Origin of the sequence: Streptomyces sp. NPDC096105 (assembly GCF_044763335.1) — a bacterium.
Taxonomy (GTDB): Bacteria; Actinomycetota; Actinomycetes; order Streptomycetales; family Streptomycetaceae; genus Streptomyces.
The window spans coordinates 1-20,012 of record NZ_JBIWGC010000002.1 but is presented as its reverse complement, the minus strand read 5'-3'; the positions used below and the strand labels follow the sequence as shown (position 1 = coordinate 20,012).

The following is a 20,012-nucleotide window of genomic DNA, read 5'->3' as shown; positions in this document are numbered from 1 at the left end:
CCCGTGCGCCGAGGTCGTCACCCGCCCGGTACGGAGCCTCCAGCGTGGCCCGTACCGCTCCGCCGGGGCCATCCGTCGCGCCCCCCATCCCCCTGGGGGACCGGTATCCACGGAAGCACGGGCACGGGGCCGCCGACGCCGGGAAAATGGGGACTGTCACGGATGGCGCGGGCCCGGTCCGGGGCGGAGGCTGGACGGTGACGGCCCGCGCCGCGCCCCCGGCCGCGGGCCGTCGGGGGCCTTGAGCATACCGACGGCGAGGAGGCGGAACCGAGTGCCTCTGTTCTGGCGCATCTTCCTGCTCAACGCCGTCGTGCTCATCGTCGCCACCGCCCTGCTCCTGGGACCCGTCACCGTGTCCACGCCCGTGCTGCTCACCGAGGCCGCGGTGCTCACCGTGGGACTGGCCGCCATGCTCGTCGCCAACGCCCTGCTGCTGCGCGTCGGCCTCGCCCCGCTGCAGCGCCTGACCCGCGCGATGAACACCACCGACCTGCTCCGCCCGGGGAACCGCCCCGCGGTCGGCGGGCGCGGCGAGATCGCCGAGCTGATCACCACGTACAACACGATGCTCGACCGGCTGGAGGACGAGCGGGCCACCAGCAGTGCCCGCGCGCTGTCCGCGCAGGAGGCGGAACGCCGCCGTGTCGCCCGTGAGCTGCACGACGAGGTGGGCCAGTCGCTGACCGCCGTGCTGCTGCAGCTCAAACGGGCCGCCGACCACGCTCCGGCCGAGCTCGGCGACGAGCTGCGCCAGGTGCAGGAGACCACCCGCGCCTCCCTGGAGGAGATCCGGCGGATCGCCCGCCGGCTGCGCCCCGGCGTGCTGGACGAGCTGGGCCTGGCCAGTGCCCTCAAGGCGCTCGCCACCGAGTTCGGCGGTCCTGGGCTGAGCGTCCAGCACTGCCTCGACCCCGACCTGCCCGAGCTGGACCGCGAGTCGGAGCTGGTGCTCTACCGGGTCGCGCAGGAGGGCCTCACCAACGTCGCCCGGCACGCGGGGGCCCGCCGCGCCGAGCTGGCCCTGCGGAGCACCCCCGGCGGGGTCGAGCTGCGGGTCCGCGACGACGGCATCGGCATCGGCGGCGCGGACGAGGGCGCCGGCATCCGCGGCATGCGGGAGCGGGCGCTGCTCGTGGGCGCCGAGCTGACCGTGGAGCCCCGTGCCGCCGGTGGTACGGAGCTGCGGCTCGCCGTGCCCGTTCCCGCGCGTTTCCCCGCGCACGTCCTCGTCCCCGTACGGCCCGTGCGGACGTCCGCCTCCTCGACCGCTCCCGCCGTCGTGCGCCGGTCCGCGCCCGCGCACGCCCCGCCCCCGTGACCGACGTCCCCCGACCGGAAACGCTGAACCATGACCGACCCGTCCCCCGCCCGCATCCTCCTCGCCGACGACCACGCCCTGGTCCGCCGGGGGGTCCGACTCATCCTGGACGGCGAACCGGATCTGACCGTGGTGGCGGAGGCCGCCGACGGCGCCGAAGCCCTCGAACTGGCCCGGGAGCACCGCCCCGACCTGGCCATCCTCGACATCGCCATGCCGCGCCTGACCGGTCTGCAGGCGGCCCGTGAGCTCTCCCGCACCCTGCCGGGGACCCGGATCCTCGTGCTGACCATGTACGACAACGAGCAGTTCTTCTTCGAGGCGCTGGCCGCCGGCGCCTCGGGCTACGTCCTGAAGTCGGTCGCCGACCGCGATCTCGTCGAGGCCTGCCACGCCACCATGCGGGGCGAGCCCTTCCTCTACCCGGGGGCGGTCAACGCCCTCATCCACAACTACCTCGACCTCGCGCGGGAGGGCCGGACGCTGCCCGCGAAGGCCATCACCGACCGGGAGGAGCAGATTCTCAAGCTGGTCGCCGAGGGCCACACCTCCCAGCAGATCGCGGACCTGCTGGTGATCAGCCCCAAGACGGTGGAGCGGCACCGTGCCAATCTGCTCGCCAAACTGGGCCTCAAGGACCGGCTGGAGCTCACCCGCTACGCCATCCGGGTCGGCCTGATCGAGCCCTGACACCGGTCCCGGCGGCCGGGGCACGGTCCGCTCCCCGCCGCACGGGTTGCCAGACTGGACGCGGACCGCGCAGCGGTCCCGCCGTCAACCCGCACCCGGAGAGCCCGCCGATGCCGCACCCGTACGTCCTGCTGTCCGCCGCCGTCTCCCTCGACGGCTACCTGGACGACACCGGCCCGGAGCGGCTGCTGCTGTCGAGCCCGGCCGACTTCGACCGGGTCGACGAGGTACGGGCCTCCGTGGACGCCGTCCTGGTCGGCGCCGGCACCCTGCGCGCCGACAACCCCCGTCTGCTGGTCAACTCGCCCGAGCGCCGCGCCGCCCGGGTCGCGGACGGCAGGCCGGAGTACCCGCTGAAGGTCACGGTGAGCGGCTCCGGCGACCTGGACCCGGCGGCGCGGTTCTGGTACACCGGCGGCGAGAAGGTCCTCTACACCACCGACGAGGGCGCCGGACGGGCCCGCGCCCTCGGTCTCGCCGCCGACGTCGTCCCGCTCGGCGACGGCCTGGACTGGCGGCGGCTGCTGGAGCACCTGCACGACGAGCGCGGGGTGCGGCGCCTGATGGTCGAGGGCGGCGGGCGGATCCACACCCAGCTGATGACCCAGGGCCTCGCCGACGAACTGCAGCTCGTCCTCGCCCCGCTGTTCGTCGGCGACCCGGACGCCCCCCGGCTGTTCGGCCCCGGCTCCTACCAGGGCGGCCGGCTGCGGCTGGTCGAGACTCGGCCCGTCGGCGACGTCGTCCTGATGCGCTACGAGCCCACCGCGCCCGGCACCGGCGCGCTGCCCTCCGCGGCCGACCACCACTGGCTCGCCCTCGCCTGCGAGCTGGCCGCGCTGTGCCCGCCCTCCGGGACCGCGTTCAGCGTCGGCGCGGTCGTGGTCGCCGCCGACGGCACCGAGTTGGCGCGGGGGTACTCCCGTGAGGGCGGCGACCCCGTGGTGCACGCGGAGGAGGCCGCGCTCGCCAGGACCGACCCCACCGACCCGCGGCTGGCCGGCGCCACCGTCTACTCCAGCCTGGAGCCGTGCGCCCGTCGCGCGTCCCGGCCGGCGCCCTGCGCGCGGCTGATCCTGGACGCGGGGGTGCGCCGGGTGGTCACGGCCTGGCGGGAGCCGGACACCTTCGTGGCGGACGCCGACGGCAGCGCGGTGCTGGCGGACGGGGGCGCCACGGTGCTGGTCCTGCCGGAGCACGAGCGGCGTGCGAAGGCGCCGAACGCGCATCTGCCGGCCGGCTGATCGCGCCGCCGGGGAAGGGATGTGCGTCGGGCCCCGCGGATGCCGTACACTGGTGATTACCGACGCGGGGTGGAGCAGCTCGGTAGCTCGCTGGGCTCATAACCCAGAGGTCGCAGGTTCAAATCCTGTCCCCGCTACTGAAGGCCGAGGGCCGGAATCCGAAAGGGTTCCGGCCCTCGGTGTTTTCTGTATACCGGCGCCTTGTGCCGGCACCTTTCTCCCCGCCTCTCACGCAGCGTGAGCGAAGTGCTTCGCAGCGCATAACAACTGACATACCGTCAGGTTCGACCGGTCGTCCGACGCGCGGTCAACTCGCCCGTTTTCGCCCGGTCATGGCGCTTAAGTCCGCACGGAAATCGTGAACGATCAAGAGGAATGGCTTGGAATCCGGCCCCCGCGTCTATTAACGTTCGATAACGCAGCGCGGTCGTCCCAGCCGTCACAGAAGGCGGCTCCGTGCGCACGCGCCGAATCCCGCGAGGGAACCGGGGAACCACCACCATGGGGTGAATCGGGCGGATACCGCCGTGAGAACACGGCTCGTATACGCGCGTAGGAGACCTTCCTGCTCCGAACCCGTCAGCTAACCCGGTAGGCGAAGAAGGAAGGAAAGGAGCGCGCCCACGTGGCGTCCAACCCGCCTGCCCCCGAGGCCCCGTTCCACCCGAGCGACACCTTCGCCTACGGCGCCGACGAGGGCCCGTTCGAGGAGTGGAACCCCACCGCGGAGTCCGTACGGCCCGTGCGCGGGCGGCACCGCGTCGCCAAGCAGCGCGGAGGCGGACTCGCCCGCAGCTCCACCGTCCTGGGCGTCGGCGTCATAGCCGCCGTCGGCGCCGGCGGCATGGCCAGCGCCCAGACCGGCAAGCCGCCCGTCTCCATCTCCATGCCCGACCTGCCCAACGTGGGTTCCCTCCTCTCCGAGGAGGAAACGCCCAAGGGCACGAGCACCCCCCTCAGCGACATCGGCATGACCACCGCCGACGCCGAGGAGGGCGCCTCCGGCGCCGGAGAGGCGCTGCGCGCCCGCATCATGGCCCAGGTCGAGCAGCAGCAGGGGCAGGCGCAGAGCAAGGCCCAGGCCGCCGCCCTCGCCGCCGCCGAGAAGGAGGCCGCCGAGGCCGCCGCCAAGGCGGAGAAGGAGGCCAAGGAGAAGGCCGAGGCCGCGAAGAAGAGGGCGGAGGAGGAGGCCGCGAAGAAGGCCGAGGCCGAACGCCTCGCCGAGCTGGCCAAGCAGTACACCCTGCCGACCTCCTCGTACACCCTCACCTCGACGTTCGGTCAGGCCGGCGTCTACTGGTCCTCCGGCTACCACACGGGCCTCGACTTCGCCGCCCCCACCGGCACGCTGATCAAGGCGGTCCACACCGGCACGATCACCGCCGCCGGCTGGGACGGCTCGTACGGCTACAAGACCGTGCTCACCCTCGACGACGGCACCGAGATCTGGTACGCCCACCAGTCGTCGATCAACGTCAGCGTCGGCCAGAAGGTCACCACCGGCGACGTGATCGGCCGCGTCGGCGCGACCGGCAACGTCACCGGCGCCCACCTTCACTTCGAGGTCCACCCCGCCGGCTCCTCCGGCGGCGTCGACCCGGCCGCCTGGCTGGCCGGCAAGGGCCTCAGCGTCTGAACCACCCGGCGGCCGCGTCCCGGCCGCCGACGCCGCGAACGCCGGCAGCCCCGACGACGCCCCCCCCGACGTCAGGGCTGCCGGTCCCGCATGTCCGGGGCTCCTCAGCGGCGGTGGGGGTGCTCCCCGTACGCCGGATACGGATGACCGTGGGGCGGCTGCCCGTACGCCTGCCACGGCGCGGGGACGGGCCCGTACGCCCACGCCGCGCCGTACGGCACCGGGGGCGCCGTGAGACGGGCCGCGTGCTCCAGTGCCGGACGGGCCGCCGCGCGCCGGTGCCACAGCTCCAGCAGCAGCTCCCGCTCCCGGCTCACGAAGTCCGGTCCCGCCTTCCCCGCGCGGCCCCGGTGCCGCAGGAACGCCAGCGAGGTCGCGTACGCCTCGTACTGGGCGACCGCGCGCGCCGCGGGCCTGCCCCCGTGCTCACGCGCGAACTTCCGGGCGAGGCGCCGGGCCCGCATCGAGCCCAGCGCGAACGGCTCCGCGGGACGCAGCCAGCCGGCGGCCACGTACGCGGGCAGCTCCGTGCGCACGGTCCGCAGCTCCCGCTGCCGCGTCCACACCACCAGCCAGGTCAGCAGCCCGAACGCGGGCACCATGAACGCCCCGTACACCGCGAGGAAGCCGAACTGGCCGAGCATGACGGAGCCGTTCCACAGGGCGTGCATGCCCATCGCGAGGAGCAGCCCGGCGACCGGGAAGAGCACGCGCCGCACCCGCTGCCGGTCGGCGGACAGCGCGGCCGCGCCGAAGCCGATGCCGGTGAGCACGGTGAACAGGGGGTGCGCGAAGGGCGACATGACGATGCGGACGAAGAAGGTCGCCGCGGTGACCGAGGCGATGCCGCTGCCGCCGGTGAGCTGGTCGGTGCCGAAGGCGTTGCCGAGGTAGAGGACGTTCTCGGTGAACGCGAAGCCGGTCGCGGTGAACCCGGCCGCCACCACGCCGTCGAGGATCCCGTTGACGTCGCGTCTGCGGAAGAGGAAGAGCAGCAGCACCGCCGCCGCCTTCGCGGTCTCCTCCACGACCGGCGCTATCACCGTCGCGCCCAGGGTGTCGGCACCGGCCGGGTCGGCGGTGGTCGTCGCTATCCACCGGGTGGCGAAACTGTTCGCCACGATCGCTATGAGCGCCGCCGCGCACGCCCCCCAGGCGAAGGCGAACAGCAGGTTCCGCCAGGGCCCCGGGTCCACCCGGCCCAGCCAGCGGAACGCCGCGAGCAGCAGCGGGACCGGCAGCACGGCCAGCCCGAGACCGACCAGGAAGCCCTCGGTGCCCGTCTGCTCCCTGACCAGCGCGAGGATCACCAGCCCGGACAGGGCCAGCAGTGTGACCACCGCTCCGTAGCGCACCGCGGGGCGCTGCCACCAGTGCGGGTGCCGCAGCGTGCTGCCGGGAGCTGCGCCGGGGCACGGCGGGTACGGAGGGCTGCTGGCCACGGATTCGACCCTAACGAGAAAGGGGCAGGGCTGCGTGCCGGCTCAGGGGCTCGGGGGAGGTCAGGCGGGGTCCCCGGCCCGGTGCCCGGCACGGTCGTCGTGCGGTACGCGGCGGAAGAGCAGGTCGTTCACCACATGCCCCTTGTCCAGCCCCTGCCGCTCGAAACGGGTGAGCGGCCGGAACTCCGGACGCGGCGCGAAACCGCCGTCCGCCCGCGTGTTCTCGTAGGCGGGGTGCACGGTGAGCACCTCGAGCATCTGCTCGGCGTACGGCTCCCAGTCGGTGGCGCAGTGCACGAGCGCGCCCGGCGCCAGGCGGGACGCGGCGAGGGTGAGGAACTCGGGCTGGATCAGCCGCCGCTTGTGGTGCCGCTTCTTCGGCCAGGGGTCCGGGAAGAAGACGCGCAGCCCGCTCAGTGAGTCCGGGGCGAGCATCTCGCGCAGCAGGATGATCGCGTCCCCGTTCGCCACCCGTACGTGGGTCAGTCCGCGCTCCTCGGCGAGGTGCAGCAGGTGACCCTGGCCGGGGGTGTGGACGTCCACGGCGAGGATGTTCGTCCCCGGGTCGGCGGCGGCCATCTCGGCGGTGGCCTCGCCCATGCCGAAGCCGATCTCCAGGACGACCGGCCGGTCGTTCCCGAACAGCTCGGCCAGGTCCAGGCGGCGGCTGCCGTCGATGTCGAGCCCCCACACCGGCCACAGCCGCTGCAGGGCGTCCGCCTGGCCTGCGGTGACCCGACTGCGGCGGGGCTGGAAGCTGCGGATCCGCCGCTCGAAGTGCGATCCGGCGGGGTCGGCCTTCGGGCCGTCGGGGAAGCGCGGCTCCCCCTTCGCGCGGTCGCGGCGGGCCCGCGCGCCGGGCTGCTGCGCGGCGTGCGGTGCTTCGGGGGTGCTCATCACGGATTCAGACACAGTGCCCTCGATTTTACGGGGACGGCGCGCACGTCCGCCCGGTCCCACGGACCGGCCCCACGACCCGCTCTCACCGCTCGCTCCCGGCGAGGCCGGCCAGCGCCCGCCGGGCGATCTCCCTGCCGATCGGCAGCGACGCGGTCGCGGCGGGCGAGGGGGCGTTCAGCACGTGCACCGCGCGGGGCGCCTCCCGGATCAGGAAGTCGTCGACCAGCGTGCCGTCGCGCAGCACCGCCTGCGCCCGCACCCCGGCCGCCGTCGGCACCAGGTCCTCGTCCCGCACGGCGGGCAGCAGCCTGCGCACGGCCCGCGCGAAGGCGGGCTTGGACAGCGAGCGGTGCAGCTCTCCCGCGCCGTACCGCCAGTGGCGGCGGGCCAGCTGCCAGGAGCCCGGCCAGGCCAGGGTCGCCCCCAGCTCGCGCGGCCGCACCGTCCGCCAGTCGTACCCCTCGCGGGCCAGTGCCGGGACCGCGTTCGGCCCCACGTGCACGCCCTCGTCCGTGCCGCGGGTGAGGTGGACGCCGAGGAACGGGAACGCCGGGTCCGGCACCGGATAGACCAGGCCCCGCACCAGCTCGGGGCGGGCCAGCTCGTAGTACTCCCCGCGGAACGGCACGATGCGGGCGCCGGGCTCGTCGCCCGTGAGCAGGGCGATCCGGTCGCAGTGCAGCCCCGCGCAGTTCACCAGCACGCGGGCGCGCACGATGTCGCCGGCCGCCGTCAGCACGGCCACGCCCCGGTCGGGGCGCCGGTCGACGCGGACCACCTCCGCGCCGTGCCGTACGTCGGCGCCGGACGCCTCCGCGAGCCGGCGGGCCACCGCCCCGTAGTCGCAGATGCCGGTGGTGCCGACGTGGATCGCGGCGAGGCCCCGGACCTCCGGCTCGTACTCCGCGATCTGCGCGGCGCACAGCTCGCGCACCGCGATGCCGTTCTCCCGGCCGCGCTGCACCAGGGCGTGCAGCCGGGGCAGCTCCGCGCGGTCCGTGGCGACGATCAGCTTGCCCGTCACCGCGTGCGGGATGTCGTACTCGGCGCAGAACTTCACCATCTCCGCCGCGCCCCGCACCGCGTACCGCGCCTTGAGCGAGCCGGGGCGGTAGTAGATGCCGCTGTGGATCACCCCGCTGTTGCGGCCCGTCTGGTGCCGGGCCGGGCCCGGCTCCTTCTCCAGCACGGTCACCCGCGTGCCCGGAGCCGCCCGCCCGATGGCATACGCCGTCGACAGGCCGACGATCCCGCCTCCGACCACCACCACGTCACAGTCGTACGACCCCGCCACCACCTGCGCCACCTCCCGCGTCGATAGTGCACTGCGCCACTGACAGCGGCTTCAAACCAAGGGCGGGCGGGACGGTCAGGCCGTCGTCATCAGCAGCGGACGGGCACGCTCGCGCAGCTCGACCACGCGCGGCTCGTCGCCGTACGGCTCCAGCCGGTGCAGCAGGTCCTTGACGTACTCCGTGGTGCGCGCCGAGGAGATGCGGCCCGCCACCTCCACGGCCCGTACGCCCTGCTCGCAGGCCGCGTCCAGGTTCCCGGACTCCAGTTCGGCGACCGCGGAGACCACGAGGCGCAGGCCGTGCGAGCGCACGAACTCCTCGGTCGGCTGCGACAGCGCCTGCTCGGTGAAGCGGCGCACCTGGCGGGGCGCCTTCAGGTCGCGGTAGCACTCCGCCGCGTCGGCGGCGAAACGGTCGTAGGAGTAGAAGCCGAGCCAGGTCGGGTCGCTGTCGCCGGGCCGGGACCGCTCCAGCCAGCTCTCCGCGGACCTCAGCGCGGCGCCGGCCGCCTGCGCGTCGCCCGCGCGGGCGTGCGCGCGTGCCTCGACCAGGCGGAAGAAGCTCAGGGTGCGGGCGGTGGCCAGCCCGCGGTTGCGCTCCAGCGCGGCCTGGGCGAGGTCCACGCCCTCGTCACCGAAGCCGCGGTACGTCGCCTGGAGCGACATCGAGGCGAGGACGTAGCCGCCGAGGGGGACGTCGGCCGCCGCGCGGGCCAGGCGCAGGGCCTGGATGTAGTAGCGCTGCGCCGCCTCCTGCTGGCCGGTGTCGAAGGCCATCCAGCCCGCGAGGCGGGTGAGTTCGGCCGCCGCGCCGAAGAGGGAGCGGCCCACGTCGTCGGAGTAGGAGCCGAGCAGCAGCGGGGCCGCCTCGACCCTCAGACACTCGGGGACCATCGACGAACGCCAGTCGCCGCCGCCGTACTTGGAGTCCCAGCGCCGGGCGTCCTCCGCGGCCTCCCGCAGTTTCCGCACATCGCTGTGGCCGACTTTGAGTGGTGCGCCGGAGCCGTCGGACGGGCTCACCTCGCGCGCGACCGAACTGTCGGCCGGGGTTATCAGCCACCGTGAGGCGGGCGTCGCGTACGCGCTCACCGCGAACGATCCGGCGAGCGACTGCCAGATGCCGCCGGAACCGGCGCGGCGGCCGGCGAGGTCCAGCCGGTACAGCTCCGTCGCGGACCTCACCGCCTGGCCGACGTCACGCGGGAAGGCGAGGCCCACCTCCGGCGCGGGATCGGCGTCCGCCAGGCCGATCTCGTGCAGCGGCACGGGGCGGCCCAGCTTCTGGCCGATGGCGGCGGCGATCAGGTGCGGGGCGGCGCCCTGCGGCACCATGCCCTTCGACACCCAGCGCGCCACCGACGTCTTGTCGTAGCGCAGCGTCAGTCCCCGCTGGGCGCCGAGGTCGTTGACGCGCCGCGCGAGGCCGGCGTTGCTGATTCCCGCGAGGGCGAGAACGGCGCCGAGTTTTTCGTTCGGCCCGCGTTGCTCCCTGGACATGCGCCACCCCTCGACACAGACGGCTGCCGCTCTGGCATAACCACGCGGCATTCGTAAACCCAGCGTAGTTCGCCGCATCCCAAGCGTTAAGGGGCATTCTTCCGGATGGCGGGATTGTGGTCCGTACTGAAGTGCGGGTCCGATACGCGCAGTTGCGACGTGCTCCCGGTGTGTGGCCGTGCGCCCGTCCGTGCGCTCTTCTCCGGCCATGCCGGGAGCGGTTCCATGGTCCGTGCGTGGGTCGGCCCGCTGTACTGGATCCAGTGGGCTGGGGGAACACCGCCGCCTTCATCCCCGCGGGCGGCGGCGCGGTCCGGGAGGCGTGCTCCGCCTCCCGGACCGCGCGCCCGCGGTGGTGCGCAAAGCCTGTACGGAGCGTGTTCGAGTGTGATCTCACCGCTCCAATTTGGCCGAAAATCAATGCCACTCTTTTCGGTGTATCCACGCTTCTACCCAGGTAGTCGAGGGCGCGTTGGGGGTTTTGGGGGCGCGTTGAGGGGGCGCATTCGCGTCGAAGTGGCTTGGTGGGCGATCGCGACCCGAACGTCGATCTCCGTGCATCGGGCGGGTGTTCGAGCGAGTGCGGGGGCAACCGCCTTCGAGGGTGGGTGTATCCGCCGGGGCGCATTCGCCGGAGCACACACCGCTCCGGCGGCGTCGCCGAGCGCCTCCTTCATGGCAGCATGGGGAACCGGTTCGTACGGTGCACTGGTGGTCCACGGCATGTGGAGGCGGCGATGCGGTGGTTGGTGGGATGGAGCAGCACCGCCGCGGCGGCCGGGGGATACGGCCCCGTCGGCTCCGCCGGCGCCACCGGCGTCGACGGTGAGACCCTGCAGCCGGTGGGTTCCCAGCCGCTGTGGGGCGACCCCGACCCGCTGTGGGCGGTCGGCGACTGGCGCCCCGACGAGGTGCGGGTGGTCTCCGCCGACGAGCAGACGCGGATCGCCGTCCTCGGCACCTGCGGCGCCTCCGACGAACAACTGCGCGTCGCCCTGTTCGCCGCCCGGGGCGGGGCGCTGCGGCACCTGACCGCCTGGCCGGGCAGCTACACGGCCGTCGTCCAGGTCGGGCGCCGCATCACGGTGTGCGGCGACCTCGCCGGCGCCCGGCCCGTCTTCTACACCCCCTTCGAGCGGGGCACCGCCTACGCCACCGCCGCCCTGCCGCTCGCCGACCTCGTCGAGGCCAACCTCGACTTCGGGCACCTCGCCGCGCTGCTCGCCGCGCCCGACGTGCCCGCCGCGCTGCAGGACTCCACCCCGTACGACGGCGTGAAGCGCGTTCCGCCGGGGCACGCGCTGATCCTGCGCACCGGCACGCGGGAGGTCGCCGGGTACGAGCCCGTCGCCTCGCTGGCGGTCGCCGCCCCGCCCGCCGACCCCGACCACGCGGTGGACGCGGTGCGGGACGCGCTGGTGGAGGCCGTGCGGACGCGACTGGCCGCGCCGCGTCACGTCCCCGGGGCCGACATAGACCCCGGTCCGGTGCCGGGCATGGGGCCCGCGGAACGGCGTGCGGCCCGCGGGACGCCGGTCGCGGGGATCGGGGCGGATCTGTCCGGAGGGCCCGCGTCGGGCGCCCTGGCCCTGCTGGCCGCCGGGCTGCCCGGGAGGCCGGGGACCGTGCTGGGGCACGGCACCGGCGCGGGGGAGCGGCTGCTGGCCGTCACCTTCAACGACCTCGCCGCTGGCGACGCAGGGGGGCGCGACGCGGGCGAACTGGAGCGGGCGGGCGCACTCGCCGCCAACCCCCGGCTGCACCATGTGGTGGTCGCCGGTGAGGAGTCGACGCTTCCGTACGTCGAACTGGACGTGCCGCTGACCGACGAACCGGGGCCCTCGCTGGTCGCCGCGGCGCGGCACCGGGCACGGCTGGCCGCGGGCAGCGCGGATCACTTCACCGGGTACGGCGCCAAGCAGGTGCTCGACGCTCATCCGGCACGGCTCGCCGACTTGTTGCTGGACCGCAAGCGGCGGCATCTCGTGCGGCCGGTCGCGGCCCTCGCCAAGGCGGACGGGTCCGTGATGGTGCCGGCGCGGGTCTACGCGGCGGCCCGGCGGCTGGCGCGGACGCCGTACCGGACGGGGCTGGAGTCCCTCGCGCAGCGGCTGCTGCACCGGAAGCTCGACGACGACGGACCGGGCGGGGCCGCGGACGCCTCGCTGGCGGCGCTGACCTGGGGGAGACCCGGGCCCGCGGCGCGGTGGCTGACGGGTGAGGCACTGGCTGAAGTATCGGTTCGCCTCCAGGCGTCGACCTGGCGGTCGGAGGTCGGGCCGGGACAGCGGCCGGGGGACTTCCGGGCGCGGGCGGCGCTGGCGCGGTACGCGGCGGACGTGCGGGTGCTGGAACAGGCGGCGGAGATCCGGTCGCAGCGGCTGCACACGCCGTTCCTCGACAACCAGGTGGTGCGGGCGTGCCGGGCCCTGCCGGAGGCGCTGCGGGTGCGGCCGGGGGCGCGGGCGGCGATCCTGCGGTCGGTGCTGGAGGGCGCGGGGGTGCGGGATCTGCCGGCGGGGTGGGGGGCGCAGGGGGCGCCTACGTCGGCGGTTGCCGCGCGGACGGGGCTGCGGGTGGCGGCGGGGTCGCTGATCTCGCTGTTCGACACGCCGCTGCTGGCGGAGGCGGGGCTGGTGGAGGCGCGGGTCGTGCGGAAGGCGCTGCGGGGGGCGGCGGAGGGGGAGCCGCTGCCGCTGGACGGGCTGGCGGATCTGGTGGCGCTGGAGGTGTGGCTGCGGAGGCTGCTGGCGAGGCGGGGGACGTGCTGGACGGGCACGCCTGCGCGGCAGCGGGCGGTGCCGGCGGGGATCGCCCCGCAGAGGGGCGCGCTGGGGGCGGGGGCGGCGGGGTCACGCTGACGCTCGCGTTGCGGCTTGCGGCTTGCGGTCCGGTGGGGCTGGGCGTGACGCCTGCGGCGCGGGGTTGCCGTCCGGTGGGGGTCGGGGTCTGATGCCTGCGGCGCGGGGTTGCCGTCCGGTGGGGGCTGGTGCAGCGCCCGCGGTGGGTGGGTGGTGCGGGGCCGCGGTGGGGGCGGTCGTCCTCGGTCCGGCGCGATGAGGTCACCTGCAGAGGCACAGGGCGCGGACGCGCCGGCCGCTGCGGGCGCCCGCCCCCACCCCGTCCCCTCCCCGCCGTAGGCGGCTGCACCCCGCCCACGCCGGGCGCCCCGCCTCGCCGTACGCGGCTCCTGCCCGGCCGTTCGAGGCACGCGAGCCCTCGCCACCGCACCCCCGCCGGGTGGTTCGAGGTCCGGGCGTGTGCAGCACACGTACGCAGGCCGGCGCTGTAGGGGGTGAACCCCTCCGGCGGCGTGGGTCAGGACGGGCGGCTGCGGAGCCCCTCCAGGAGGATGTCCAGCAACCGCGCCGACGCCGCGGCCTGCTGCGCCGCGTCCGGCAACGAAGGCGCCGCCGTGGCGATCACCAACAGCACGTCCGACACGGACACGTCCGCCCGCAGCTCCCCCGCCGCCCGCGCCCGGTCCACCAGCTGCCCGACCACGTCGAGCAGCTCCGCCGCCCCCGCGTCGTCCTCCGCCGGCTCCTCGGACATGAGCCGCAGCTCCCCCGCCGGCGGCGTCCGCTGCTGCGGCAGCCGCGCGTGGTCCGGCAGACCCTGCTCCTCCGCGACGCCCACCCCCAGCACCTGCGGCGGCAGCAGCCGCCCCGCGCCGGAGGCGACCGATGTGCGCAGGAAGCGCGACAGCGCCGACCACGGCTCGTCCTCCTGCCCCAGAGCGGCGCGCGCCTGCTCGGTCAGCCGGGACGTCTCCTCCTCGGCGATCCGCCGCACGAGCACGTCCTTGCTCGGGAACCGCCGGTACACCGTGCCGACGCCGACCCGTGCCCGGCGCGCCACGTCCTCCATCGGCGCGCCGTACCCCAGCTCGCCGAAGACCTCACGCGCGGCACGCAGCACGTGCTCCAGGTTGCGCTGGGCGTCGACCCGCAGCGGTGTGGTGCGTGTGCCGTCCGGGCGCCCGCCGGAGGCGGCGCTCATCGTCGCGCCAGAGGCGACCGCGGACGACCATCGAGAGTCCTGAACATGCATGTGTATCCCCCGGTAATGACGTCTCCCCCCGGAGACTCTCCCCGCCATTGACGTCCGGGGCGTGGAAACGGGACCGGCCTGTCGGTCCCGCCCGTCGCGGACCCGATGAGCGCATCCCCCTGCACCCCGTCGAGAGATGAACATAGTTGAGAGGGGGTCAATTCAGAAGGGGCACGTTCCGCACGGAGCGCCCCTCGATCGGAGCACGAGTCGCATACGTCCTGAATATCCCGCGGGGAGGGTGTCGATCATGGGGTGTGACCTGCGGTGACCGGGCGTGGGTCGGTAATTCGGCCAACCACGGACGCGGGTGTCCTACGGTCACACAATTCGTCGAGGCTGTGGACAAACGGAAGCGGCGGGTGCGTCATGGGATGGTGAAGGAACGTGCGCGCATTCTCGTTGTCGGCGGCGGCTACGTCGGGATGTACACGGCCCTGCGCCTGCAGCGGAGACTGAGACGGGAGATCGGGCGGGGCGAGGCCGAGATCACGGTCGTCACGCCGGACCCGTACATGACGTACCAGCCGTTCCTTCCCGAAGCGGCCGCCGGCGCCATTTCCCCTCGTCATGTCGTCGTACCGCTGCGTCGTGTTCTCGACCGGTGCCGCATCGTCATCGGGGAGGCCACGGCCGTCGACCACGCGGCGCGCACGGCCACCGTCCGCACCCCGGCCGCCGAGGAGGAGGGGACGGACGGGCGGCGGATCGGGTACGACGAACTGGTTCTCGCTCCCGGTTCCGTGGCGCGCTCCCTGCCCATCCCCGGCCTCGCCGACCACGCCATCGGCTTCAGAACGGTGGAGGAGGCCATCGGGCTGCGCAACCACGTGCTGGAGCAGATGGACATCGCCTCGTCGACCCGTGACCCCGCGGTCCGCGATGCCGCGCTGACGTTCGTCTTCGTCGGCGGCGGCTACGCGGGCGTGGAGGCGCTCGGCGAGCTGGAGGACATGGCGCGGTACGCGACGCGGTACTACCACAACGTCCGCCCCGAGGACATGAAGTGGATCCTGGTGGAGGCGTCGGACCGGATCCTGCCCGAGGTCGGCGAGGAGCTGGGGCGCTACACCCTCACCGAACTGCGCCGCCGCAACATCGACGTACGCCTCGGGACGCGCCTGGAGTCCTGCGCCGACCGTGTCGCCGTACTGAGCGACGGGTCGCGCTTCCCGACACGGACGGTCGTGTGGACCGCCGGGGTGAAGCCGCATCCCGTGCTGGCGGCCACCGACCTGCCGCTGAACGAGCGGGGCCGGCTGCGCTGCACCGCCGAACTGGCCGTCGAGGGCGCCCCCCACGCCTGGGCCGCCGGGGACGCCGCCGCCGTACCCGACGTCACCGCGCGCGAGGAGGGCCGCACGTGCGCCCCCAACGCCCAGCACGCCCTGCGCCAGGCCCGGGTGCTCGGTGACAACGTCGTCCACTCCCTGCGCGGCGAACCCCTGGAGACGTACGCCCACAAGTACGCCGGTTCCGTCGCCTCCCTGGGACTGCACAAGGGGGTCGCCCAGGTCTACGGGCGCAAGCTGAAGGGCTACCCCGCCTGGTTCATGCACCGGACGTACCACCTCAGCCGGGTGCCGACCTTCAACCGCAAGGCCCGGGTGGCCGCGGAGTGGACGCTCGCGGGCCTCTTCAAGAGGGAGATCGTGTCGCTCGGATCGCTCGAACATCCGCGGGCAGAGTTCGAACTGGCGGCCGGTGGAAAGCCTTCCCACGACCCACCGCACAACCCGGAGGGGTCGTCCTGACCGGACCCGGGAACTCCTGGCGCCGGACCGGCGTCCAGCGGATGTCGGCCCGGCCGGACCCTGCCAGACTGGTCCACCACCGCGGGCGGGAGGACCCGCCCCGGTGCGGCCCCCGGGCCGCGGCCGGTTCCGGTACCCGGCCGCCGACAACTACACGAGGCAAGGATTCGTGAACTTCACGCGCTGGAGCGCCCGGCTCCCCGGAACGCAGCGCCGCGCCGCAGCGCGGACCGAGCAGACGGTTTCCCCGGACCGGCGGGGAGAGGGCTCCGTGCCCGTGGCCCGCGCCGAGCGGTTCACCGACGGGGACGGGCCCGCGCCGGCCGTCGACGAGCTGGGGGTGCGCGAAGTCCTGGACCGCGTCCCCTGCCTCGTCGCTCTGGTGCACGGCCCCGACCACCGCATCGCCTACCTCAACGACGCCTATACGGCCGCGTTCGGCATCCGCCCCGCCGGCGCGCCCGCGCGGGGAGCGCTCCCGGAGCTGGACGAACTGGGCCTGCTGCCCCTCCTCGACCAGGTCCTGCGCAGCGGCAAGCCCCGCACGGTGAAATCGCGCAAGGCCCCCGACGGGCGCTCGTACACGTTCACCTGCACGCCCGCCGGCGAGGGCGACGGCCGTGGGGTGCTGATCTTCGCCACCGACGTCACCGACCACGCGGAAGCCGCCGAGCGGCTGCGCGCCAGCGAACGGCAGCAGCGCGAGACCGCCGTCACCCTCCAGCGCTCCCTGCTCCCGCAGGAGCTGGAGGAGCCCGACGACCTGCGGGTCGCCGCGACCTACCACCCCGGCGGCACCGAGGCGGCCGTCGGCGGCGACTGGTACGACGTCATCACCCTCGGCGGCGGCCGTACCGCCCTGGTCATCGGCGACGTGATGGGCCGGGGCGTGCGCGCCGCCGCCGTCATGGGCCAACTGCGCACGGCCGTACGGGCGTACGCGCGCCTCGACCTCCCGCCGCACGAGGTGCTCCAACTGCTCGACGGTCTCGCCATGGAGATCGACGCCAACCAGATCGCCACCTGCGTCTACGCCATCCACGACCCCAACGAGGGCCGCCTGGTCTACGCCTCCGCGGGGCACCTCCCCATCCTGGTGCGCGACGAGAACGGCACCGTCCTGCGCGCCGACGAACCGACCGGCCCCCCGCTCGGCACCGGCGGCTGGATGCACGCCTCCGGCTCCGTGCCGCTCGGCCCCGGCTCCACCGCCGTCCTCTACACCGACGGCCTCGTCGAGCGCCGTGACGAGGACCTGGACGAGGGCATCGCCGCCCTGGAGCGCGCCCTGGCCGGAGCCACCGGCGGTCCCCAGGTCGTCTGCGACCGCCTGGTCCGTTCGGCCGGCGTCACCCCCGACCACGACGACGACGTGGCCGTCCTGGTCCTCCAGCACCCCGCGCGTTCGGGCGTGGAGAGCGAGCTGTTCCGCAACGCCGCCCTGGAACTGCTCGGCGGGGTCGAGGCGGCCCCCCGCGCGCGTGCCTTCGCGTCCGGCGTCCTGACGAGCTGGCGCTTCCCGCCCGAGCTGCACGATCTGGGCGTGCTGGCCACCAGCGAACTGGTCGCCAACTCCCTCCAGCACGGCACACCCCCGATGCGCCTGCGCCTGCGCCGCACCGACCGCCGTCTGATCATCGAGGTCACCGACGGCGACGACCACCTGCCCAGGCGCCGCCGCGCTGAGCCCGGTGACGAGTCCGGCCGGGGCATCGCCATCGTCGCGACGATCGCCTCGGCGTGGGGCAGCAGGCGCACGCCGGGCGGCGGCAAGGCCGTCTGGTGCGAGTTCCTGCTGCCGAAGACCGTCGGCGCCGGCGTGTGACGCGCACGGTCAGGCGGGTGCCGGGGCCTGCTCCGTGCCTCCCTGCGCCACGATCCGGCTGCCCGCGGCCGCCGGGTGGTCCTGCACGGCGGTGAGCTGCCGCCCGAGCCGCAGGGCCAGCACGGTGATGCCCAGCGAGAACAGCAGGAACACCACGATGTACGGCGCGTGCAGCGAGGCTGCCATCGGTCCGCCCACCGCGGGCCCCACCGCCAGCGCGAGCTGCTTCACCAGGGCGAAGGCCGAGTTGTACTGACCGGCCATCCCGGCCGGCGCGAGGTCCGCGACCAGCGGCGCCAGCGTCGGCGACAGCAGCGCCTCCCCGAGCCCGAACAGCGCGTACGTCGAGACGAACGCGGCCGTCGCCATCTCCTGGCTGCCGCCGCCGAGCCCCGCGTACCCGGCCACGGCCCACGCCACGGCCCAGATCAGACCCACGGACGCGATGACGCGCGACCGCTTGCGCCGCTCCACGAAGCGGAGCACCGCGAACTGCGCGACGACGATCATCAGTGTGTTCGCCGCCAGCGCCGTCCCCAGCGCGGAGGTGGAGATCCCGGCGGCCTCGACGCCGTACGCGCTCAGGCCCGACTCGAACTGGCCGTAGCAGGCGAAGAACAGCACGAAGCCCAGTACGCACAGCTGCACCATGGCCCGGTTGCCCAGCAGCTGCTTCCAGCCGCCCTTGGCCGACTGCGCCGAGGCGCCGCCGATCCGCGGCGAGCGCGGCATCCGCACCGTCGCCATCACCAGCACCAGCAGCGCGAACATCACCGCTTCGAGGGAGAAGAGGAGCGTGAAGGAGCCCGCTTCGGTCGGGTCGACGAGGTGACCGCCGATGAGCCCGCCGACGCCGAGCCCGAGGTTCTGCAGGAAGAACTGCATGGCGAACGCGCGCGACCGGGTCTCCGGACCGGAGCACTCCACGATCATCGTGGCCAGGGCCGGCTGCATGACCGCCTGCCCGGCGCCGAGCGCCGCCGCCGACAGCAGCACGGTCGCCGCGCTCGCCGACAGTCCCAGGCACAGCGCGCCGATCGCGGCGGTGAGCAGGGCGGCGAGCAGCACCGGAAGGGGACCGCGCCGGACGATCGCCCGTCCGGCCAGCGGCAGCACGATCAGCGCGGCCACGGCGAAGACGGCGAGGACGAGCCCCGCCGTCACCGACCCCAGCCCGCGCACCTGCGCCACGTAGACGTACAGGTACGGGACCGTGAAGCCCAGCCCGAAAGCGCTGAGTGCGTTGCCCACGTGGATCCGGCGCATCGCTGCGCCCATCGCCCTGGTCACATTCACCTCTCTCACTAGTTAGGAGTGAAGACTTAGAAGCTAAAGTTCGACGCTGAAGAGTACACAGAGAAAGACTTCAAGGCAAAGGAGGGGCGTGCCATACTGCGGGGCATGGGCGACACCCCCGGCTTGGAAGAGCCGACCCTCGAAGAGCAGATCGCCGCGTACCAGCGCGAGTTCCAGGACCTCGACCCGCAGGTCGAGCAGATCGTCAACGCGCTCTCCCGGCTCAACCGCCGCATGAACGTCGCCTACGGCCGGCAGACCGCCGAGCTCGGCATCACCAACGCCGACTGGGAGGTCCTGAAGGCCCTCGTCCTCTCCGGCGCCCCCTACCGGATGGGCCCCAGCGACCTCGCCAAGCGCCTGGGTCTGACCCCGGCCGCCATGACCCACCGCATCGACCGCATGGTCACCGAGGGTCTGGTCACCAGGGAGCGGGACGAGAACAACCGGGTCCGCGTCATCGTGGAGCTCACCCCGGCCGGCCGGGAGAAGTGGCAGGAGGCCATGCGGATGGCCACCGTCTTCGAGACGGACCTCCTGCAGGACCTCGACCCGGAGGAGAGGACCGCCCTCGGCGAGGTGCTCATCCGCCTGCTGCGCAGGGTGGAGGACGCCCAGCCCGACGCCGGCGGACGCCTCACCGACCTGGACTGAAAGATCTTGGCGCAGCCACTTGACGCGGCCCCGGGCGATCCGTAAGGTTCTTCGAGTTGCCACGGGGCCGTAACGGTTCTCCGGCAGCACTTCCGCCGCGACAGCGGCACCCAAACCTCAGTACGGCCTCCCAGTGGGAACGACTTCGGTATGTCCGCATGCCTGAATTCAATTCCACACTCCCGATTTGGGAAACACGGAGAGAGTCCGCTAAGGTTGGAAACGTCGGAACGGCCCGCAACGGCCGGAAAGACGGACCCCGCTGACTGGGGGTCAGGTCGAGAAAAGGATCTGATAGAGTCGGAAACACCGAAGGGAAGCGCCCGGAGGAAAGCCCGAGAGGGTGAGTACGAAGGAAGCGTCCGTTCCTTGAGAACTCAACAGCGTGCCAAAAGTCAACGCC

General features: G+C 73.8%; 14 protein-coding genes, 1 tRNA gene and 1 riboswitch. Of the genes, 9 read left to right on the top strand and 6 right to left on the bottom strand.

From position 1 onward, the window contains the following. The first annotated feature begins 274 nt into the window (after positions 1 to 274). From ACIQ8B_RS02780 to ACIQ8B_RS02760, 5 genes are all read left to right on the top strand, one after another. A complete protein-coding gene (locus ACIQ8B_RS02780; RefSeq protein ID WP_403544796.1) occupies positions 275 to 1,321 on the top strand; it encodes a HAMP domain-containing sensor histidine kinase in 1,047 nt (348 codons plus the stop codon). A 30-nt stretch (positions 1,322 to 1,351) separates the two neighbouring features. Next, a complete protein-coding gene (locus ACIQ8B_RS02775; protein ID WP_403544794.1) occupies positions 1,352 to 2,011 on the top strand; it encodes a response regulator in 660 nt (219 codons plus the stop codon). A gap of 110 nt (positions 2,012 to 2,121) precedes the next feature. Continuing rightward, positions 2,122 to 3,255, top strand: coding sequence for a dihydrofolate reductase family protein (locus ACIQ8B_RS02770; RefSeq protein WP_403544792.1), 1,134 nt, complete (start codon positions 2,122 to 2,124; stop codon positions 3,253 to 3,255). A 63-nt stretch (positions 3,256 to 3,318) separates the two neighbouring features. Beyond that, a tRNA-Met gene (locus tag ACIQ8B_RS02765) sits at positions 3,319 to 3,392 on the top strand. Positions 3,393 to 3,710: 318 nt separating this feature from the next. Beyond that, positions 3,711 to 3,868, top strand: a riboswitch (cyclic di-AMP (ydaO/yuaA leader). Positions 3,869 to 3,880: 12 nt separating this feature from the next. Next, positions 3,881 to 4,891: a M23 family metallopeptidase gene (locus ACIQ8B_RS02760; protein WP_403544790.1), complete on the top strand. Its 1,011-nt coding sequence runs from the start codon at positions 3,881 to 3,883 to the stop codon at positions 4,889 to 4,891. A 104-nt stretch (positions 4,892 to 4,995) separates the two neighbouring features. Here ACIQ8B_RS02760 and ACIQ8B_RS02755 read toward each other — a convergent pair whose 3' ends face one another. The 4 genes from ACIQ8B_RS02755 to ACIQ8B_RS02740 all read right to left on the bottom strand — a co-directional run bounded on the left by ACIQ8B_RS02755 (position 4,996) and on the right by ACIQ8B_RS02740 (position 10,027). Then, the gene (locus ACIQ8B_RS02755) at positions 4,996 to 6,333 is read right to left on the bottom strand and encodes a PrsW family intramembrane metalloprotease (protein ID WP_403544788.1); all 1,338 of its coding nucleotides are present in this window, start codon (positions 6,331 to 6,333) and stop codon (positions 4,996 to 4,998) included. Positions 6,334 to 6,393: 60 nt separating this feature from the next. Beyond that, positions 6,394 to 7,230, bottom strand: coding sequence for a tRNA (guanosine(46)-N7)-methyltransferase TrmB (gene trmB, locus ACIQ8B_RS02750; protein ID WP_403545445.1), 837 nt, complete (start codon positions 7,228 to 7,230; stop codon positions 6,394 to 6,396). A gap of 85 nt (positions 7,231 to 7,315) precedes the next feature. After that, positions 7,316 to 8,539: an L-2-hydroxyglutarate oxidase gene (lhgO, locus tag ACIQ8B_RS02745; protein ID WP_403544786.1), complete on the bottom strand. Its 1,224-nt coding sequence runs from the start codon at positions 8,537 to 8,539 to the stop codon at positions 7,316 to 7,318. Between the two features lie 63 nt (positions 8,540 to 8,602). Further along, the gene (locus ACIQ8B_RS02740) at positions 8,603 to 10,027 is read right to left on the bottom strand and encodes an MFS transporter (protein WP_290001905.1); all 1,425 of its coding nucleotides are present in this window, start codon (positions 10,025 to 10,027) and stop codon (positions 8,603 to 8,605) included. Positions 10,028 to 10,764: 737 nt separating this feature from the next. On the opposite strand from ACIQ8B_RS02740, the gene ACIQ8B_RS02735 reads away from it, so the two are divergent. Then, entirely contained in the window at positions 10,765 to 12,888 is a 2,124-nt protein-coding gene (locus ACIQ8B_RS02735; protein WP_403544784.1) for an asparagine synthase-related protein, read from the top strand. A gap of 457 nt (positions 12,889 to 13,345) precedes the next feature. On the opposite strand, the gene ACIQ8B_RS02730 is transcribed toward ACIQ8B_RS02735, so the two are convergent. Continuing rightward, positions 13,346 to 14,080 carry a TetR/AcrR family transcriptional regulator gene (locus tag ACIQ8B_RS02730; protein ID WP_106413544.1) on the bottom strand — a complete coding sequence of 245 codons (735 nt, stop codon included), beginning with the start codon at positions 14,078 to 14,080 and terminating at the stop codon, positions 13,346 to 13,348. Positions 14,081 to 14,454: 374 nt separating this feature from the next. On the opposite strand from ACIQ8B_RS02730, the gene ACIQ8B_RS02725 reads away from it, so the two are divergent. Continuing rightward, the gene (locus tag ACIQ8B_RS02725; RefSeq protein WP_403544781.1) at positions 14,455 to 15,834 is read left to right on the top strand and encodes an NAD(P)/FAD-dependent oxidoreductase; all 1,380 of its coding nucleotides are present in this window, start codon (positions 14,455 to 14,457) and stop codon (positions 15,832 to 15,834) included. A gap of 169 nt (positions 15,835 to 16,003) precedes the next feature. Further along, a complete protein-coding gene (locus tag ACIQ8B_RS02720) occupies positions 16,004 to 17,659 on the top strand; it encodes a SpoIIE family protein phosphatase (RefSeq protein ID WP_403544779.1) in 1,656 nt (551 codons plus the stop codon). Positions 17,660 to 17,668: 9 nt separating this feature from the next. Here ACIQ8B_RS02720 and ACIQ8B_RS02715 read toward each other — a convergent pair whose 3' ends face one another. Continuing rightward, a complete protein-coding gene (locus ACIQ8B_RS02715; RefSeq protein ID WP_290001881.1) occupies positions 17,669 to 18,937 on the bottom strand; it encodes an MFS transporter in 1,269 nt (422 codons plus the stop codon). A 123-nt stretch (positions 18,938 to 19,060) separates the two neighbouring features. Here ACIQ8B_RS02715 and ACIQ8B_RS02710 point away from each other — a divergent pair, with 123 nt between their 5' ends. Next, positions 19,061 to 19,609: a MarR family winged helix-turn-helix transcriptional regulator gene (locus tag ACIQ8B_RS02710; protein WP_106413547.1), complete on the top strand. Its 549-nt coding sequence runs from the start codon at positions 19,061 to 19,063 to the stop codon at positions 19,607 to 19,609. Positions 19,610 to 20,012: the final 403 nt, after the last annotated feature.

What these genes read in the sequence shown, in the direction of transcription:
- ACIQ8B_RS02775 (WP_403544794.1), top strand. Translation starts at nt 1,352, where the DNA reads ATGACCGACCCGTCCCCCGCCCGCATCCTCCTCGCCGACGACCACGCC.
- ACIQ8B_RS02770 (WP_403544792.1), top strand. Translation starts at nt 2,122, where the DNA reads ATGCCGCACCCGTACGTCCTGCTGTCCGCCGCCGTCTCCCTCGACGGC.
- trmB (WP_403545445.1), bottom strand. Translation starts at nt 7,230, where the DNA reads ATGAGCACCCCCGAAGCACCGCACGCCGCGCAGCAGCCCGGCGCGCGG.
- ACIQ8B_RS02740 (WP_290001905.1), bottom strand. Translation starts at nt 10,027, where the DNA reads ATGTCCAGGGAGCAACGCGGGCCGAACGAAAAACTCGGCGCCGTTCTC.
- ACIQ8B_RS02735 (WP_403544784.1), top strand. Translation starts at nt 10,765, where the DNA reads ATGCGGTGGTTGGTGGGATGGAGCAGCACCGCCGCGGCGGCCGGGGGA.
- ACIQ8B_RS02730 (WP_106413544.1), bottom strand. Translation starts at nt 14,080, where the DNA reads ATGCATGTTCAGGACTCTCGATGGTCGTCCGCGGTCGCCTCTGGCGCG.
- ACIQ8B_RS02725 (WP_403544781.1), top strand. Translation starts at nt 14,455, where the DNA reads ATGGTGAAGGAACGTGCGCGCATTCTCGTTGTCGGCGGCGGCTACGTC.
- ACIQ8B_RS02715 (WP_290001881.1), bottom strand. Translation starts at nt 18,937, where the DNA reads ATGGGCGCAGCGATGCGCCGGATCCACGTGGGCAACGCACTCAGCGCT.
- ACIQ8B_RS02710 (WP_106413547.1), top strand. Translation starts at nt 19,061, where the DNA reads ATGGGCGACACCCCCGGCTTGGAAGAGCCGACCCTCGAAGAGCAGATC.